Below are 17,555 nucleotides of genomic sequence, written 5' to 3' on the forward strand. Positions count from 1 at the left end.
GGCCGGAAGATTCTGGAGGAGCTGGTGCGGGCGATGGATCCGGGCTTGGTGGTGGAGAGTTTTGCGGAGCCGGAGGCGGCGCTGGCGCGTGCCCAGCGGCAGCCGCCGGACCTGATCCTGACCGACTACAAGATGCCGAGCATGGACGGCGTGACCTTCATCCAGCGCATCCGCGCCCTGCCCGGCTGCGCCGACGTGCCGCTGGTGGTGATCACGGTGGTGGAGGACCCGCAGATCCGCTACCAGGCCCTGGATGCCGGCGCCAGCGACTTCCTCACCCGTCCCATCGACCAGTACGAATGCCGCGCCCGCTGCCGCAACCTGCTGACCCTGCGCCGCCAGCAGCAGCTCATCAAGCACCGCGCCCACTGGCTGGAAGACCAGGTGGCCCTGGCCACCCGCGAGATCCGCGCCCGCGAGCGCGAGACCCTGCTGCGCCTGGCCAAGGCCGGCGAGTACCGCGACGAGGAGACCGGCAATCACGTGCTGCGCATGGCCAAGTACTCGCGCCTGTTGGCCGAAGCCGTGGGCCTGAGCGAGGCCGAGTGCGACGAGATCGAGCTGGCCGCGCCCATGCACGACATCGGCAAGATCGGCGTGCCCGACAGCATCCTGCTCAAGGCCGGCCGGCTCACCGCCGAGGAGTTCCGCATCATGCAGGCGCACACCACGATCGGCCATGCCATCCTGAGCGGCAGTCCGTCGCGCTATCTGCAGCTCGGCGCGGTGATTGCCCTGGGCCATCACGAGCAGTACGACGGCAGCGGCTATCCGCAGGGCCTGCGCGGCCAGGCCATTCCGCTGGCCGCCCGCATCGTGGCGGTGGCCGACGTCTACGATGCCCTGACCTCCACCCGGCCCTACAAGCCGGCCTGGTCGGTCGCCGATGCCCGCCGCTACCTCCAGCAGCAGGCCGGCCGCCACTTCGACCCCGACTGCGTCCACGCCTTCCTCGCCCAAAGCGACAAGGTGCGCGAGATCCAGGAGCTGTTGCGCGACAACCCGGTGCCTGAACAGTAGCAGGTTTCGCAGACTCAAAAACAATAATCAGGCGGCAGGCGGATCCGACAGGGCCGGTGCACGCCAGGCAACCCTAGCTTCCGAACGCTATGGCAACTGAATCGAACACACCATCCATTACGGGATTTTTCCAAACACTCAGGAGCCGCCTCGCCCGCCGCCCCGACAGCGAGCACGAGCAGGCGATCATCCGTGTTTTCGTCGGCGTCATCATTTTCATCTACTTTCTGTCACCCATCTACACGATGCGTGTCAGCGATCCCACCATCCTGCCCATCGTCCACTTCGGGAGTGGCCTGTTTCTGGGCTTTGCCGTGCTGCTGTTCCTCAGCATCCTGGCCTGGCCCGGCCAATCCACTGTTCGGCGGCTGCTTGGCATCGTTGCCGACATAAGCGGCGCGTCTTGCAGCTTGTATCTGAGTGGCGAGGTGGGAACGCCGATCCTCGCCGTCTATCTTTGGGTGATCGTGGGCAACGGCTTTCGCTACGGCATGAGATACCTGTTCGCAGCAACGGTACTGAGTATTGCCGGCTTTTCCGCGGTCCACTATCTGAGCGATTTCTGGTCGTCCCAGCCCATCTTCAGTGCCGGCATCCTGATCACCCTGACAGTGGTGCCCATGTACGTGGCAACCCTGGTCAGGCGGCTGAATGCCGCGGTCGACCGGGCCAACGAGGCCAATCAGGCCAAGTCCCGGTTCCTGGCCAACATGAGCCATGAGTTGCGGACCCCCTTGAACGGCGTCATCGGTATGAGCGACCTGCTCCTGGATACGCGGCTCAACGCGGAACAGAAAGAGCTCGCCCGCACCATCCAGTCCTCGGCGCACACGTTGCTCGATCTCATCGAAAACATCCTCGACATTTCCAAGATCGAGGCGGGCAAGCTCACCATCGAAACCGTGGACTTCGACCTGCACGCCCTGGTCAACAACGCGGTCATGCTCTTCGCGCCCCAGGCCAGGCAGAAAGGCTTGCTCCTGTCCACCCACATCGCCCCGGAAACCAACTTCATGCTGCGCGGCGATCCGCGCCACCTGCGGCAGATCCTCATCAACCTCATCAGCAACGCGGTCAAGTTTACGGACCGGGGCCACGTGGATATCCGGGTGCACCCGCTCAACCGCGGCGCCGACAAGCCGCTCATCCATTTCGAAATCGTCGATACCGGCATCGGCATCCCGGCAGCAGCGCAGGAACGCATTTTCGAGAGCTTCACCCAGGCGGACGCTTCCATGACGCGCCGCTACGGCGGCACCGGGCTGGGTACCACCATCGCCAAGCAGCTGGTGGAGCTGCTGGGGGGACGCATCGGCCTGCACAGCCGGGAGGGCATCGGCACCACCTTCTGGTTCGACCTCCCCTTCGAAGCCCAGGCCGCCTCGTCTCATGCGAACATCCCCGGCACCACCCTGGCTGCGAGCCGGGTACTGGTGCTTGCCGGCGAAGCATTTGCCGACGGCATCAGTGGCCATCTCGCCACGTGGGCCGTCAAAAGCGAGCTGGCGACCAGCTCGGCCCAGGCGTTCTCGCGGCTCATGGAGGCGGGCAGGCGCGGCACGCCCTATGACGTGGTGCTGGTCGAGCATCAACATCTGGACATGGCAGCCGAACAGTTTGCAGCCGCCGCGCGCAATGAGCAGGTATTGCGGCAGCTGTCCCTGGTGCTGATCGATGCGGGGCGCGACACCGCAGGCGACGAAGCCCTCCTGAAGGCGGGATATTCCTCGGTGCTGCACACCCCGCTGGACAAGACCCTTCTGTTCAATGCCCTGCATGCGGCGCACACGGAACACGAACGCACGGAAAACGTGGTGTCACTGGCCGAGCACTACAAGGAACGGACGGGCGCCCATCATCTGCGGATTCTCGTGGCGGAGGACAACGCCACCAACCAGAAAGTGATACAGGGCATTCTGAATCACGCAGGGCACGAGGTGCACCTGGTCGGCGACGGAGAGCAAGCGCTCGACGTCCTGAGCCGGCCGACCCATGCCTTCGATCTCATCATCCTGGACATGAGCATGCCGCGGATCGGCGGTCTGGATGTCCTGAAGGCCTACCGCTTCATGAACACCAGCAGCAGCGTGCCGGTGATCGTGCTCACGGCGAACGCCACCCGCGAAGCCATGGATGCCTGCCAGGAGGCCGGGGCCAGCGCGTATCTCACCAAGCCGGTGAACGCCAAGTGGCTCCTGGAAACCATTGCTGCCCTCGTGCCGCAAGCCCAGTCCGCGGTCAGCACCGAATGCATTCCCATGCAGACTGTGCACGAAGCGAGCGGCAGGCCCGAGGCCAAGCTGGACGAATATGCTCTCCACAGGCTGGGCCAGTTGGGCTCCGGCCCCGATTTCATCCGGGAGCTGGTGGAGGGCTTTGCCCGCGACGGCGAACACCTCATGCAGGAATTGCAGGAGGCCGCATTACAGCGCGATTTTCCACGCTTTCATGATGCCGTGCATGCGCTCAAGGGCAGCGCCGGCGAACTCGGTGCCGTGCTGCTGGTGCGGCTCTGTGCCGAGGGCATGGCATTGAAGCCCTATGAGCTGGGCTCGTCCAAGCCGATTGCCCTGGCGGCCCGGATCAAAGAGGCCTTCGACGCCACCTGTGCGGCGCTGACGGAATACGTGGACCGGCAACAGAACGCCATGACCTGATCACAAGCGGCATGGCACCCCAACGGACGCAGGGCCAGCGTTGGGGTGCTGTCCCATCAGGTTCAAGCAGCAGATTGGCCTTTGCTGGATTGCCGCGATACGAGCCGCTCCATCATGCGCAGATCGCTCGATTGCAGGCGCATGGCAGCCTCGACCCAGATTTCCCCGATCTTTATCAATTCTTCATAGCTGATGGGATCGCAGCTGTCTTGCACCTCGCGCAGGGCGCGGTACGCATTCCGCGATTTGTTTTCCCTTTTGATGTAATCGTACACAGCCTTCTCCCCCTGGCCGTCTTCGGCCAGCACATCGACCACCCCCAGATCGTACAACTCCTCCGCCGTATATACCTTGCCACTGAGGATGATTCGCCGGGCCTGCGCGCTGCCCAGTTTACGGGACAAGAAACTGTAGGCTCCCATCCCCGGAAACAGGTTGAAGAGCACTTCCGGCAATCCCATTTTGGCACTGCGCTCGGCAATCAGGACGTTGCTTGACATCGCCCCCTCGAATCCGCCGCCCAGCGCGTCGCCCTGCACCAAAGAAATAGTGGTGACGTCGCTCCGGCCAAAATGGGTCATGTTCGCGTACAAAACGTCGATGCACGCCTTTGCATACGTGAACAGACTGGCACGGTCCTGTGCCAGCACGAGCCTGCGGAAAAGGTCGAGATCGCCGCCCAGATTGAACACGCCCGGAATCCTGGAAGCCAGGACATGATAGCGGAATGGACGATCAACCCGGCTGTCGTTCCAGGATGAAGTCTCGCCGCACCAGTTGAGGAGTTCGTCGAGCAGGGTGGGCGTGAAGCACGGACGAGGCGCAGAATGCATGTAGCACCACATGAGCTGGTACTGACCGTCGTAATGAAGGCTGAACTGGGTACGCGGCATCTGGTTCGAAGAGGCGAAAAGATTGGTGGACTGGGTCGAGCAGTTCATGCGGATCTCCTTTGTGAATGGAAAACAGGTGGTTGACAGCGAGGGGGAAGCACCGGAAAGTGCTTGTCGGTGCTCATGGCAACTTTCCATGAAGCAGTGCTCTCAATCAAGGAGAATAGCCGCATTTCGGCCTATCCGGGTTTGGCGGACACGGCAATGACCGCAAGCTTGCTGCGGCTGGGCTGGGATGGGCTGGAGAGATAGGGCGAGGAGGCGGGTGGACTGCGAAAACAGCCGCGCCCTGAGGCGCGGCTTGTGCATCGGCGCTAGTGGGTGCCGAGGCCTTGCCGGTCGGCTTCGTCACTGGCCGCGCTGCGCGCCGCTTCGGCAACGTGCTGCGCCTTCTGCAGCAGTCCTTCCCCGGCTTCGCGGTTCAGGCCCTGCCGGTCGGCCTCGTCCTTGAGCGCTTGGCCGGCGGCCGCGGCCACGCTCTGCACTTTCTGCATCTGCTCGTCCGCGGTCTCCTTGGCCTGGTGCATCAGCTCGTCACGCTTGGCGCCCAATAATTGGTCCTCTCGGCGCGTGGTCGGCAAGCTGGCGCCGAGTGCGGCGCCGATGGCGATGCCCAGGGCGCCCAACAGCAAGGGCTGCTCGTGCAGCAAGGTATCGAAGCCGCCCTTGGCCCGCCCTGCCTGTTGCCGGGCCGCTTCGCCCAGGCGCCCGGCCTGCTGGCGCGCGCCGCTAATGCCGTGGCCCAGCTTCTCCCGGGTGCCCTGGGCCATGTCGCTGGCCTTTTGCTTGACGCTGCCCGCCAGCTCGCCGGCCTTGTGGGCCGCCTGGCCGGCCTTCTCGCGGCCGGAGGCCAGGGAGGCCTTGAGGTCGCCCGCGCCAGCCGTGGCGGGTTCGCTGCCGGCACTGCCCGCCGCCGCACCCCGGGAGCCGGACATCATCAGCCAAGCCAAGCCAACGCCCATCAAAGTGGCTGGCATGGGATTTTGCTTGACGGCGTTGCCGAAATTGGAGACGAACTCACTGCTCGAGCCGCCCCGCAGGTAGTGCAGCACCTCATCCATCAGCTGTCCCGGGGACAGCTTCTTCTCGATGGCATCCAGCGTGCTGCTCATTTCCGCCCGGGTGCGCTCGATCTCGCTTTCGATGGCCTCGGGCGTACGCTCGCCGTCGTACGGCGGATTGCGCTCGTAAACAGTGCCGGCGCCATGCTGCATGTCGTCTCGCGATTTCATGTCATCTGCTCCTTGGCGAACTGTTTATCCCGCCGGAGCGATTCGACGGTCCGGCGCGGGGTGAGGTTTTGTGCCTTCAGATTGTCGCGGCCCTTTTGCAGGAGCATGAAGCCGATGCCCAAGACCACGACGCCGACGATGAGCGCCGCCAGCCAGAGCGCCATGACTTGGCCCAGGCCAAGCACCAGCGCAGCCAGCAGCACCAGGAAGCCGGCAAAGGCCACTGCCCCGCCGACGGCAAGGGAAGCCAGCCCGGCCCCGGCCTGGGTGACCTTTTCGGTGGTTTCCACCTTGGCCAACTCCACTTCCTTGCGCACGAGCAAGGACATTTCGCCGGTCAGTTCCTTGAACAGCGATGCCAGAGAACGTTCATCCTTAGTAGTCACTTGCATGGGAGCCTCCTGTACGTACCGTTTCCGTGCCGATGCTGGCGCTATCCACGCCGCCGTTCGCGGTGGACGAAGCGGCATGGCCGGTCGCGGCGCCCTCCGGAGGTTCCGCGCCGTACTCGCTCTCGCTGCGCTCGGCCGAGCTCTTGAGGAAGCGGGAAAGCAGAAAGCCGATGGCCACGGCGCCGCCGATCACCACCGCCGGTTGCCGGCGCGCGAAGTCTTCCGCCTGGCGGACCAGGGAGTCGACGTCCTTGTCGCGCAAGGTGCCGGAAAGATCGTCCAGCCCCTCTGCGGCCCAGTCGACGTAACGGGCCATGCTGGCCTGGCCTTGCGCATTCAACTGCTGGGCCGTCTGCCGCAGGGCGACGGCGATGCTGCCGACCTGCTCGGCAGCCGTGTGCTTCTGATCGCTGATCAACGACTTCGTGCGGTGCCGGGCCTCTTCCTTGAGCCGACTGGCCTCTTCACGCACGCGGTTCACCGACTCCTTGGCCGCGGCCGCCGCATCGGGCTGTCCGGCATGACCGGCCGCGCCGGTGGGCGGCACCGTGGAGCCGGGCGGCCCCGCCGGATTGGGTTCACGAAGGTAGGGATTGGTGCTGGGGTTATCCATGACGACCTCCTTCCTGTCTGTACGCAACGGTTCCATCCAGTGGAGGAGATGCCCCGCCTGCCGGGCCTCTCCGGAGGTGCTGCATATTGGCTAGGTGAAGGTCTTGACATTGGGATGATCGCGATGGTTCCTTCGAGCCCAGTCCCCAGAAAGGAGAGTCAAATGGCCCAAAACACCCGGCGCATCGCGGTTTTCGTGTCGCCGCACGGATTCGGCCATGCCGCCCGCGCGACGGCGGTCATGGCGGCATTGCAAGCACTGGCGCCCGATCCCGGCTTTGAAGTGTTCACCACGGTGCCGCGCTGGTTCTTCGCCGACTCCCTGGGCGAGACGGCCTTCGGCTATCACGAATGCCTGACCGACCTTGGTCTGGTCCAGCGCACGCCCTTCATGGAGGACATCGCCGGCACGATCCGGGCACTGGACGACCTGCTGCCCTTCCGCCCCGCCGTCGTGGACGCGCTGGCCGCACGCATCCGGCAACTGGGCTGCCGCATGGTGCTCTGCGACATCGCCCCCTTGGGCATCGCGGTCGCCCGCCGGGCCGGACTGCCCGCGGTGCTGGTGGAGAATTTTCTCTGGGACTGGATCTACCAAGGCTACGGAGATGCCGCCCTCGACCGCCACGGCGCTTACTTGGCAGCGCTCTTTGCGCAGGCCGACTACCACGTGCAGGCCACCCCGGCCTGCCTGCCGCGGCCGGCCGACCTGCACGCGGCCCCCGTGAGCCGGGCGCCCCGCACGGCGCCGGCGCAGATACGCCAAGCGCTGGCGGTCGAAGCGGGACAGAAAATGCTGCTGCTGACCCTGGGTGGCGTCCGGGGCGGCTTTCCGTCCCTGAAGGCGCTGGCGGCGCGGGATGACGTCTGCTTCGTGATTCCCGGCGCGTCGCCGGCGCCGGATTTCCGGGGCAACCTGCGGCTGTTGCCGCACCGCTCCAGCTTTTTCCACCCCGACCTCATGGCGGCCGCGGACGCCGTGGCGGGCAAGCTGGGCTACAGCACGGTCGCGGAGCTCTATTACGCGGGCGCGCCCTTCGCCTACGTCTGGCGGGAGCGGTTCCGGGAATCGGCGCCGCTGGGCGCCTTCGTGTCAGCCGAAATGGCAGGCTTCGGGATCGCGCCGGACGCCTTCGAGTCCGGCGCCTGGCTGGAGCGCCTGGATGAGCTGCTGAGCCTGCCTCCCCGCCCACGGCAGGAAGAAAACGGCGCGACGCAGATCGCGCGCTTCATGCTGGCGCATTGGCCTGCCTGAAGCGCGCCCGGACAGCCGGCGCCGCTCAGCGGCGCGGGGCCATGCCCCACCGGGCGGACGCCACCCGCATCGGTGTCAGCAGGAAGGCATGCACTTGCCCGTTGGGATCGAGGCCACGACCGACGATCTGGCCCAGGTCATTGATGGCGAACGCCATCTGCAGCGTCCAGCCCGCCCCGGCGGGCAAGAGCGCATTCAGGTCCGTCATTCCCTGCTCCGGCCGCCAGAGAAAAGCCCGCATCTGCCCATCCGCCGCATAGGACCAGCCCACCACCTCGCCGCGCTTGTTGATGTCCTGGGCCCAGCTGTCGCTGCCGCCCAGGGTGCCGAGATCCCGCATGCCGCTGCCCGGCTGCCACAGGAAGGCATGGGAGGCAAAGGACGTCGTGGAAACACCCGCCCCTCCCACCACCTGTCCCTGGTCATTGATGGCCGCGGCGCTGCTGCTGCCGCCGCCGAGCGTGCCCAGATCCGTCATGCCCCGGTCCGCCTGCCACAGAAAGGCATGCATTTGTCCCGCCGCCGCCCCGCCCAGCTCCGACCAGCCCACCACTTGGCCCAGGTTGTTGACGCCGGCCGCGCCGCTGTAGGCACCGCCCAAGGTGCCGAGATCCCGCATGCCGCTCCCCGCTTGCCACGAAAAGGCGCGCCCGCTCTGATCGCCCAGGGTGGCCACGCCGACTACCTGGCCCTGCTCGTTGATGGCATTGGCATCGCTGTAGCTGCCGCCCAGCGAGCCGAGCACGGTCACGCCCCGTTGGGGATCCCACAGAAACGCCAGCGGCGACAGGCCCTCGCGCTGGAAGGAGCCGACCACCTGAGCGCGCATGTTGATGCCGCGGGCCACGCTGGTGAGGCTGGCGAGCCCGGCGGGATTAAGATCGAACACCCGGCCCGCTTGCCAGCGGGCCGCATGCGTGAGGCCGCTGCCTGTCGCATCCGACCAGCCCACCACCTGACCCCGCTCGCTGATGCCCTCCGCGCTGCTGCTGCCCGCCGCCAGCGCGCCGAGATCGCTGAGCAGGTAAGGAGCGGCCCACGCGCCGGCGGACCACCCCAGCAGGCCAAGGAACAGGGCAAATGATTGGTATGAAAGACGTAAGAGGGATTGCCGCATCGCATTATCCTTTGGGCCTGGCGGCCCGAACTTGAGAAGGGAAGGCATGGAGGCACGCATTGCCCGCGACCGCACGGGCACGGCAAATGCCCCTGGCTTTGCTTTTAGCCGGCGGCGGATACCCAGGGGAATCGGCCTTATTGCCTAGCGGGGTGCGGGTTGGAGGGGGTAAAAAGCCGGAAAGATTGGAAAAACAAAGAGGTGGGAAGGCAAGCGTGCGGGGCGGCAACTTGGGAAACAGCGCCAGGTCCCGTCCGGAAACTGACCACGCGGGCTGGCAGGTTGAGGACACATGGGAATGGTGGGCCGGCTGAGACTCGAACTCAGGACCAACGGATTAAAAGTCCGCTGCTCTACCAACTGAGCTACCGGCCCGGCAGGAAGCCGCGATTATCCGCAGTGCGTGCCCTGTCTGTCAATATCGGCGGTCAGGCGTCCGGCTGGTAGGGGGTGGGGTCGGGGAAGCCGGCGGCGGCGAAGCCGAGGGCGCGCAGGCGGCAGGAGTCGCAACGGCCGCAGGCGCGGCCGGCGCCGTCGGGGTTGTAGCAGGAGCGGGTCAGGCCGTAGTCCACGCCCAGAGAGCTGCCCAGGCGGATGATCTCGGCCTTGCTCTGATACTGCAGCGGCGCATGGATGCGGAAGGCGGCGCCCTCGGCTCCGGCGCGCGTGCCCAGGCGGGCGAGATTCTCGAAGGCCTGGATGAAGGCCGGGCGGCAGTCGGGGTAGCCCGAGTAGTCCTGGCTGTTCACGCCGATGAAGATGTCCTGGGCGCCCAGGGTCTCGGCGTAAGCCAGGGACAGGGACAGGAAGACGGTGTTGCGGGCCGGCACGTAGGTGACGGGAATCCCTTCCGCGCCCGCTTCCGGCACGTCGATGCTGGGATCGGTCAGGGCCGAGTGGCCGAAGGCGGCGAGATTGATGGGCATGGTCCGGAAGGAGGCGGCCTTCTGCTGGGCAGCGACGGCGGCGGCGGCCTCCAGCTCATGGCAATGGCGCTGGCCGTAGTCGAAGGCCAGGGCGTGGCAGGCAAAGCCGTTGCGCAGGGCCACGGCAAGCACGGTTGCGGAGTCCAGTCCCCCGGACAGCAGGATCACGGCTGGGGATGTCTTGTTTTCCATGCTCGAATCTCATTCGTGATTCGTGATTCGTGATTCGTGATTCGTGATTCGTGATTCGTGATTCGTGATTCGTGATTCGTGATTCGTGATTCGTGATTCGTGATTCGTGATTCGTGATTCGTGATTCGTGATTCGTGATTCGTGATTCGTGCGCGAGTGTGGCGCAGGCCGCGCCGCCGCGCAAGCCGTTTCACCATTCACGACTCATGTTTCACCGTCCGTCAATGCCCCGGCACGTCACCCCAGAGCAGCTTGTGCAGCTGGATCTGCATGCGCACCGGCAGCCGGTCTGCCAAGATCCAGTCCGCCAGTTCGCGCGGGTTGATCTGGCCGTGGGACGGCGACAGCAGCACTTCGCAGCGCTGCGCCAGACCATGGCGCGCGATCACGTCCCTGGCCCATTCGTAGTCGGTCCGGCTGCACACGACGATCTTGACCTGATCCTGGGGGGCCAAGTGCGCCAGGTTCTCCCAGCGGTTGCGTGCTTCCTCGCCGGAGCCGGGGGTCTTGAGGTCCAGCACCTTCACCACGCGCGGGTCCACCGGCGCCACGTCCAGCGCGCCGCTGGTCTCGAGGAAAACCTCGTAGCCGGCATCGCACAGGGCCGTCAGCAGCGGCAGCACCGCGCGCTGCGCCAGCGGTTCGCCGCCCGTGACCACCACCAGCGGTGCGCCGAAGGCGGCCACCTGGTCAAGGATCTCGGCCTGGCTCATGGTGGTGCCGCCCTGGAAGGCATAGGTGGTATCGCAATACTGGCAGCGCAGTGGACAACCCGTCAGCCGCACGAAGGTGGCGGGCCGGCCCACGCTGCGGGTTTCTCCCTGCAGGCTGTGGAAGATCTCCGTAATGCGCAGGGTGTTGTCCATCAATGGCCGGCTTTCTTCAACTGCTCCAGCTTTTGGCGCGCCTGCTGGGCCGCGCGGCTGGAGGGATAGCGGGTGATCACCTGATTGTACAGCCCCTTGGCCATGGACCACTGCTTGCCGTCCTCATAGATCCCGGCGCGCCGATAAAGGGCGTCGGCGGCCTTTTCGCTGGTGGGGAAACGCATGTCCACCACCTGCAGCGATTTCAGCGCCGCGTCCGAGCGGCCCAGCACGTACTGAGCCTCGCCCATCCAGTAGTAGGCGTTGGGCAGCCGGCTGCTGCCGGGATATTTCTTGATGAAAGCCGCGAAGGCATCGACCGCGGGCCCGTACTTGCCCTGCTTGAGCAGGTTGAAGGCGCTGTCGTAGGCCTGCACATCGCCGTTGTCGGCCACGGCGGCGGGCCGCGCCGGCGCGGCGGTGCTGGCGACCGGCGCCGGCGCGGCCTGCGCAGAAGCCGGGAAGCTGGGCGGCGGCGGAGTCACCACCAGGCCCGGGCGCTTCTCCGGCGGCGTGGCGGCCGCCGGGGGCGTGGGAGCGGGCACCGGCGCGGCGGCCTCTGCGGCAGCCGGCGCCGGAGCACCCTTGTCCTCCAGCAGGGTCACACGGCGCTCCAAGGCCTCCATCTGCTTGCCGAATAGCTGCCGGGATTCCTCGGCCTTGTGCTGCTGCACTTCGATCTGGCCCTGCAGCTCGCGGATCTGCTCCTGCAGTTTCTGCATCTGCGTGGTCAGGTTTTCCAGCGCTTGGCGGCCGTTGCCGCTGGCCGCCTGTACCGCCACCAGGCTGTCCAGTTGCGCCTTGAGCACGCTGGTCTGCTGTTCGAGCTGGGTGAGCCGCTCGCCAGTGGACAGAGCCCAGGCGGGTGCCGCCTGCCCCATGCCGCCCAGCAGCAGGGCCACTGCGATTGCCAAAGTCTTGGAATTACGCATACTTACCGCCTGGTGTAAACGAAGTCGCCGCGACGGTTTTCGGCCCAGGCCGCCTCGTCGTGGCCGGGATTGAGCGGTTTCTCGGCACCGAAGCTGATGACTTCGATGCGGTCGGCGCTCACGCCGTTGGCCAGCAGGAAATCCCGCACGGCCATGGCGCGCCGCTCGCCCAGAGCGAGATTGTAGGCGCGGGTGCCGCGCTCGTCCGTGTTGCCCTCGATGCGCACCCGCACGTTGGGATGGCGAGCCATGTACTCGGCATGGGTACGGGCGATGGCCTGATTGGGGGCGTCCAGCAAGTCACTGTCGAAGGCAAAGTGCACGCGCATCTCCCTGGGCAGATCGCCCTGCTCGGCGGCATTCAGGCCCTCCCCCTGCCCGCTCAGATCCTCGCCGGTCACGGCACCCGGCTTGACACCGGCGGTATCCGCACCGGCACCGGCGCTGAGGCTCTTTTCCTCGATCTTGGCGCCCGGGCCTTCGGGCTTGCTCGGCTTGGTGGCGCAGCCCGCCAGCAGCGCGACGGCCAGCACCCAGGCAATATTCCGATGACCCCGATTTAACAGCAACTGCCTCATAGCGACATCCTTTTTGCTTGCTTGTTGGAGGTGTAAACCCATTGTAGTGCGCCCTCGGCGCCAACTCTAGCCGTCAGCGCGGCGACCAGGCCGGCTCGCGGATATCCTCGCGGGGCACCTGGATCACCTGCTTGACCCGGCCATCCACGCTCACCGCCGCCAGTACCTGCCGGCCGCCGCGCCGGGTGGCGTAGAGGGCCATGCGGCCGTTGGGCGCGAAGCTGGGCGATTCGTTGTTGGCGGTCTGGTCCAGCACCCGCAGCCCGGAGCCGTCCTCGTTGATGCGGGCCAGGGTGTAGACCCCGCCGCTGCGATGGACGAAGGCGATGGTGCCGCCGCGCGGGGCGTAGGTCGCCGCCGCGTTGTAGCTGCCCGAGAAGGTCAGCCGCCGCGGCTCGCCGCCGCCGGCGGCCACCCGGTACAGCTGCGGCGAGCCGCTGCGGTCGGAGGTGAAGACGATGCTGCGGCCGTCCGGCGACCAGGTGGGCTCGGTGTCGATGGCCGGGTTGTTGGTGAGACGCCGCAGCTCGCGGCTGGACAGGTCCAGCACGTAGAGTTCGGCATTGCCGTCCCGCGACAGGCTCAGGGCCAGGGAGCGACCGTCGGGCGAGAAGGCGGGCGCGCTGTTGATGCCCGGGTAGAAGGCCACGCGCTCGCGCTTGCCGGTGCCGAGATCCTGGATGTAGACCGCGGAACGACCGGCCTCGAAGGACACGTAGGCCAGCTTGCGCCCGTCCGGCGACCAGGCCGGCGACATGAGCGGCGCGCGGCTGGACACCACCACCTGCGGGTTGGCGCCGTCCGAGTCGGACACGTTCAGGCGATAGGTCTTGCCGCTCTGGGTGATGTAGGCCAGGCGGCTGAAGAAGGCGCCGGGCTCGCCGGTGAGCTTTTCGTAGATGATGTCGGCGATGCGGTGGGCCAGAGCGCGCAGTTCCGATTCCGGCACGGTGAAGCGCTGGGCCGCCAGCTCCTGGCCGTTGCCCGGCGCGTAGAGGCGGAACTCCACGCTGAGCTGACCGCCGGCCGGCTGCACCCGGCCGATGACCAACGCATCGGTGCCGATGCTCTTCCAGGTGCCCAGGTTCACCTCGCCGGGTGTGTGCGGCTGGGCGGGAAAGGTGCGCGGGTCCATGATGCGGAACAGGCCGCTGCGGTTGAGGTCAGCGCGGATGACGGCGCCGATGTCCGTCTGCCCTCCCCCGTTGCCGCCGAAAGGCACCACGGCCACCGGACGGCCGTCCTTGACCGCCTGGGTGATGTCGATGGTCAGCGCCGCCTGCGCAGGCGCGGACAGCAGGGCGAAAGCACAGAGACTGGCAAGGAGGGCGAGTACTCGATCAACCATTCTGGATATCCTTTGCGCTGAAGTTGAAGTCGATTTCCCGGAACTCACTGTAAAGATCCGGCCGGTTGGGCACGGGCAGCGGCGACGAGCGCATCACCGCGGCCTCCACCGCGCGGTCAAAGGCGGCATTGCCGCTGGAGCTGATGGTGCGCACGGTCAGCACGTTGCCGGACGGGTCCAGGCGCACCCGCACCCGGCTGCTGAGCCCTGCCTTGATATCGGTCGAGCTCCAGTTGCGGCTGACCTTTTCCTTGATCTGCCGGATGTACTTGCCCAAAAGATCCGCGGCTTCGGCCTTGCGGGCGGCAGCCTGCTGCGCCGCCTGGCTTTGGCTGCTTTCCGCCGCCAGTTGCTCGCGCAACTGCTGGGCCGCCCGCTGGCGCGCCTGGGCGTCGGCCTCCTTGGCGGCCCGGGCTTCTTTCGCCGCGCGCTCCTGCTCGGCCTTGGCCTCGGCGGCCAGCTGCTTTTGCATGGCCTCCTGGCGCCGCCGGGCCGCCTCTTTCGCGGCGGCCTCCTTGGCAGCCTGGGCCTGTTTGGCCTTTTCCTGCTCCTGCGCCGCCAGCTTGGCCGCTTCCGCCTGCCGCATCCGTGCCTGCGCGGCCGCCTCTGCCTTCGCGCGCGCCTGCTCCGCCGCCCGGTTGTCGGCCTGCGGCCGCTCGGGTGGGGTTTCGCGGCGGGGCTGCGGTTCGGGCAACGGGGCCGCGGGGGGTTCCATGGCGGCGGGCGGTGTCGCGGGCTCCGGCGCGGGCGCCGGCGTCGGCTCAGCCGGCGGCGTTGCCGGGGGGGTGGGCCCCTCCGCCACCAGGGTCGCCCGGATCGGCGCCTCCGGCGGCGGGGGCGGCGCCATCACGGACACGGTCAGGAGCAAAGCCAGCAAAATCGCGCCGTGCAGCGCCAGCGAGGCGATGAGCGCCCAGGCCTTGCCGTCCATCAGCCCTGCTCCGCCCCTGTGGCGCCGTGCTCCGCGCTCTCCGTCAGCAGGCCCACATCCTGCACACCGGCGGCCTGCAGGCGCGCCATGACTTCGATCACCCGGCCGTAGTTGGCGTCGCGGTCGCCGCGCACCAGCACCTGCACCCCGGCCTCGTGGGCGCGCGCCGCCTGCACCTGAGCCAGCAGTTCATCCATGCTGACCGGCTTGTCCTGCAGATAGACCTGGCCGGCGGCGTTGACGGCCACCACCAGGGGCGCCTTCTGGGTGGTGACGGGCTGGCTCGCGCTCTGCGGCAGATTGACCTGGACGCCCTGGGTCAGGAGCGGCGCGGCGACCATGAAGATCACCAGCAGCACCAGCATGACGTCCACATAGGGGACAACGTTGATCTCCGACATCAGGCGCCGGCGTCTCATGCCCGCGTCTCCTGGGTCTGGCGGTTGAGGATGTTGGAGAACTCTTCCATGAAGGCCTCGTAGCGGGCGTTCAGGCGGTCCAGGTCATGGGTGAAGTAGTTGTAGGCCACCGCGGCGGGAATGGCGGCGAAGAGGCCGGCGGCGGTGGCGATCAGGGCTTCGGCGATGGCCGGCGCCACCGTCGCCAGGGTGGCCTGCTGCGCCACGCCGATGGCGGTGAAGGCATGCATGATGCCCCACACGGTGCCGAAAAGGCCGATGAAGGGGCTCACCGAGCCGACCGTGGCCAGGAAGGCGAGATTGCTCTCCAGGGACTCCACCTCGCGCATCAGCGCCACGCGCATGGCACGGCGCGCGGCATCCAGGGCTTCCGTCGCCTGGCTGCCCACCTGCTGGCGCAAGCGGACGAACTCCTTGTAGCCCGCCCGGAAGATGGCGCCGTTGCCCGATTCCATCTCCGGATCGGCGATGGCCTCCTGGTAAAGCTCGCGCATGTCCTTTTCCTTCCAGAAGCGGTCCTCGAAGCGGCCGACGGCGCGCTGGGCGGCGCGCATTCGCGCCCACTTCCAGAAAATCATGGTCCAGGAGGCCAGCGAAGCCAGCAGCAGGAGCAGCATGACGGCCTTGACGGTCCAGGTGGCCTGCGTGATCAGGTTCAGGATGGACAACTGTCCGGGCGCGGCGGCGGCGAATGGGGCAACGGCGTTCATATTTGCTTGCTTTCCTCAACGACGGTGGGAGACAGGTAAACTCGGGCGGCGTCGGCCAGGGCGGCCGGCAGCGGCACGGGGCGGAAGCGCTGCGCGTCCAGGCAGACCACTTCGATCTCGCCGGTGCACAGATGCCGCTCCCCGGCCCAGATGTCCTGATGGAAGTGCAGGCGCGCCCCGCGCAGGGCATGCAGCCGGGTCCCTATGCGCAGATAGTCGTTGAAGCGGGCCGGCTGCCGGTAATCGAGCTTGGCCGCGCGCACGGCGAAGACAATGCCCGGGTCGCGCTCCAGCGCATCCAGCTCGAAGCCCATGCAGCGCAGCATCTCCGTGCGCGCGCGCTCCATGAAGCGCAGGTAATTGGCGTGATAGACCACGCCACCGTGATCGGTGTCCTCGTAGTAGACGCGGATGTGATGGGTGGCGCAGTCAGGCATCGAAGAGATCGGGATCGGTGGGCCCCTGCGGCTGCGGCAGACCGAGCACGGTGTAGGTCAGGCGGGTGGCGCAGCGGCCGCGCGGCGTGCGCATCAGGTAGCCCTGCTGGATCAGGTAAGGCTCGATCACGTCCTCCAGGGTGCCGCGCTCCTCGCCCAGGGCCGCTGCCAGGCTGTCGATGCCCACCGGGCCGCCGTCGAATTTCTCCACGATGGCGCTCAAGAGGCGGCGATCCTGCTGGTCGAAGCCGTACTCGTCCACCTCCAGCATGGTCAGCGCCTGATTGGCCACCTCGCGGGTGATGACGCCGTCGGCGCGCACCTGGGCGAAGTCGCGCACCCGGCGCAGCAGGCGGTTGGCGATGCGCGGCGTGCCGCGCGAGCGGCGGGCGATCTCCAGCGCTCCCGCCGGATTGATGGCGAGATTCAGGATCTGGGCGGAACGGCTGACGATGTGGGTCAGGTCCTCCACGCTGTAAAACTCCAGGCGGGCGATGATGCCGAAGCGGTCGCGCAGCGGCGAAGTCAGCAGGCCGGCGCGGGTGGTGGCGCCCACCAGGGTGAAGGGCGGCAGGTCGAGCTTGATGGAGCGGGCGGCCGGGCCCTCGCCGATCATGATGTCGATCTGGTAGTCCTCCATGGCCGGGTAGAGGATCTCCTCCACCACCGGGCTCAGGCGGTGGATCTCGTCCACGAAGAGCACGTCGTGCGGCTGCAGGTTGGTCAAGAGCGCGGCCAGATCCCCGGCCCGCTCCAGCACCGGCCCGGAAGTCACCTTGAAGCCGACGCCCATCTCGTTGGCGATGATGTGGGCGAGCGTGGTCTTGCCCAGGCCGGGCGGGCCGAAGAGCAGCACGTGGTCCAGCGCCTCGCCGCGCCCGCGCGCCGCCTGGATGAAAACCTCCAGGTTCTCGCGCACCTTGGGCTGGCCCTGGTAGTCGGCCAGGCGCTTGGGCCGCAGGGCGCGGTCCAGCGCATCGCCGCTTTCATGATTGTGGGACTGGGCGTCCACCAAACGGTCGGTTTCGATCATCTCTG

Annotated in this window: 18 protein-coding genes and 1 tRNA gene; 3 read left to right on the forward strand and 16 right to left on the reverse strand. The window is 67.0% G+C overall.

Annotated elements, in window-relative coordinates; translation table 11 throughout:
* Positions 1 to 1,020 (forward strand): HD-GYP domain-containing protein (locus G579_RS16320; protein WP_038018687.1); only part of this gene is annotated, 1,020 nt, incomplete at its 5' end.
* Between the two features lie 89 nt (positions 1,021 to 1,109).
* On the forward strand, positions 1,110 to 3,677 hold the full coding sequence (locus tag G579_RS16325) for an ATP-binding protein (protein WP_038018689.1): 2,568 nt from the start codon (positions 1,110 to 1,112) through the stop codon (positions 3,675 to 3,677).
* Positions 3,678 to 3,739: 62 nt separating this feature from the next.
* Here the strand turns inward: G579_RS16325 and G579_RS0106750 are convergent, their stop codons facing one another.
* The 4 genes from G579_RS0106750 to G579_RS18180 form a co-directional block, all read right to left on the reverse strand.
* Positions 3,740 to 4,618, reverse strand: coding sequence for a crotonase/enoyl-CoA hydratase family protein (locus tag G579_RS0106750; protein WP_028989571.1), 879 nt, complete (start codon positions 4,616 to 4,618; stop codon positions 3,740 to 3,742).
* A gap of 266 nt (positions 4,619 to 4,884) precedes the next feature.
* Positions 4,885 to 5,802, reverse strand: a complete 918-nt coding sequence (locus G579_RS16330; protein WP_051181054.1) for a DUF3618 domain-containing protein — start codon at positions 5,800 to 5,802, stop codon at positions 4,885 to 4,887.
* Positions 5,799 to 6,194, reverse strand: a complete 396-nt coding sequence (locus tag G579_RS0106760; RefSeq protein WP_028989572.1) for a phage holin family protein — start codon at positions 6,192 to 6,194, stop codon at positions 5,799 to 5,801. Before G579_RS0106760 ends, G579_RS16330 begins: the two co-directional genes overlap by 4 nt.
* Entirely contained in the window at positions 6,178 to 6,807 is a 630-nt protein-coding gene (locus tag G579_RS18180; RefSeq protein WP_051181056.1) for a hypothetical protein, read from the reverse strand. Before G579_RS18180 ends, G579_RS0106760 begins: the two co-directional genes overlap by 17 nt.
* A 162-nt stretch (positions 6,808 to 6,969) precedes the next feature.
* Here G579_RS18180 and G579_RS0106770 point away from each other — a divergent pair, with 162 nt between their 5' ends.
* Positions 6,970 to 8,061, forward strand: coding sequence for a hypothetical protein (locus G579_RS0106770; protein WP_028989573.1), 1,092 nt, complete (start codon positions 6,970 to 6,972; stop codon positions 8,059 to 8,061).
* Between the two features lie 25 nt (positions 8,062 to 8,086).
* Here G579_RS0106770 and G579_RS18185 read toward each other — a convergent pair whose 3' ends face one another.
* The 12 genes from G579_RS18185 to ruvB form a co-directional block, all read right to left on the reverse strand.
* Entirely contained in the window at positions 8,087 to 9,178 is a 1,092-nt protein-coding gene (locus G579_RS18185) for an HAF repeat-containing protein (RefSeq protein WP_051181058.1), read from the reverse strand.
* Positions 9,179 to 9,477: 299 nt separating this feature from the next.
* Positions 9,478 to 9,553: transfer RNA gene (locus G579_RS0106780), tRNA-Lys, on the reverse strand.
* A gap of 53 nt (positions 9,554 to 9,606) precedes the next feature.
* Positions 9,607 to 10,296, reverse strand: coding sequence for a 7-cyano-7-deazaguanine synthase QueC (queC, locus tag G579_RS0106785; protein WP_028989574.1), 690 nt, complete (start codon positions 10,294 to 10,296; stop codon positions 9,607 to 9,609).
* 221 nt (positions 10,297 to 10,517) lie between these two features.
* Positions 10,518 to 11,162 carry a 7-carboxy-7-deazaguanine synthase QueE gene (queE, locus tag G579_RS0106790; RefSeq protein ID WP_028989575.1) on the reverse strand — a complete coding sequence of 215 codons (645 nt, stop codon included), beginning with the start codon at positions 11,160 to 11,162 and terminating at the stop codon, positions 10,518 to 10,520.
* Entirely contained in the window at positions 11,162 to 12,094 is a 933-nt protein-coding gene (ybgF, locus tag G579_RS0106795; RefSeq protein WP_028989576.1) for a tol-pal system protein YbgF, read from the reverse strand. Before ybgF ends, queE begins: the two co-directional genes overlap by 1 nt.
* Positions 12,095 to 12,096: 2 nt before the next feature.
* A complete protein-coding gene (gene pal, locus G579_RS0106800; protein WP_028989577.1) occupies positions 12,097 to 12,672 on the reverse strand; it encodes a peptidoglycan-associated lipoprotein Pal in 576 nt (191 codons plus the stop codon).
* Between the two features lie 73 nt (positions 12,673 to 12,745).
* Positions 12,746 to 14,020 (reverse strand): Tol-Pal system beta propeller repeat protein TolB, encoded by a 1,275-nt coding sequence (gene tolB / locus G579_RS0106805; protein ID WP_028989578.1) that lies wholly within the window; start codon positions 14,018 to 14,020, stop codon positions 12,746 to 12,748.
* Complete coding sequence (tolA, locus tag G579_RS16345) at positions 14,013 to 14,951, reverse strand: cell envelope integrity protein TolA (protein WP_051181060.1); 939 nt, start codon at positions 14,949 to 14,951, stop codon at positions 14,013 to 14,015. The genes tolB and tolA overlap by 8 nt, the downstream gene beginning before the upstream one ends.
* Positions 14,951 to 15,370, reverse strand: coding sequence for a protein TolR (tolR, locus tag G579_RS0106815; protein ID WP_028989579.1), 420 nt, complete (start codon positions 15,368 to 15,370; stop codon positions 14,951 to 14,953). The genes tolA and tolR overlap by 1 nt, the downstream gene beginning before the upstream one ends.
* Positions 15,367 to 16,080 (reverse strand): protein TolQ, encoded by a 714-nt coding sequence (tolQ, locus tag G579_RS0106820; protein ID WP_038018694.1) that lies wholly within the window; start codon positions 16,078 to 16,080, stop codon positions 15,367 to 15,369. The genes tolR and tolQ overlap by 4 nt, the downstream gene beginning before the upstream one ends.
* Positions 16,077 to 16,517, reverse strand: a complete 441-nt coding sequence (ybgC, locus tag G579_RS0106825) for a tol-pal system-associated acyl-CoA thioesterase (protein WP_028989581.1) — start codon at positions 16,515 to 16,517, stop codon at positions 16,077 to 16,079. Before ybgC ends, tolQ begins: the two co-directional genes overlap by 4 nt.
* Complete coding sequence (gene ruvB / locus G579_RS0106830) at positions 16,510 to 17,550, reverse strand: Holliday junction branch migration DNA helicase RuvB (protein ID WP_028989582.1); 1,041 nt, start codon at positions 17,548 to 17,550, stop codon at positions 16,510 to 16,512. The genes ybgC and ruvB overlap by 8 nt, the downstream gene beginning before the upstream one ends.
* Positions 17,551 to 17,555 lie beyond the last annotated feature (5 nt).

The organism is Thermithiobacillus tepidarius DSM 3134, assembly GCF_000423825.1.
Taxonomy (GTDB): domain Bacteria; phylum Pseudomonadota; class Gammaproteobacteria; order Acidithiobacillales; family Thermithiobacillaceae; genus Thermithiobacillus; species Thermithiobacillus tepidarius.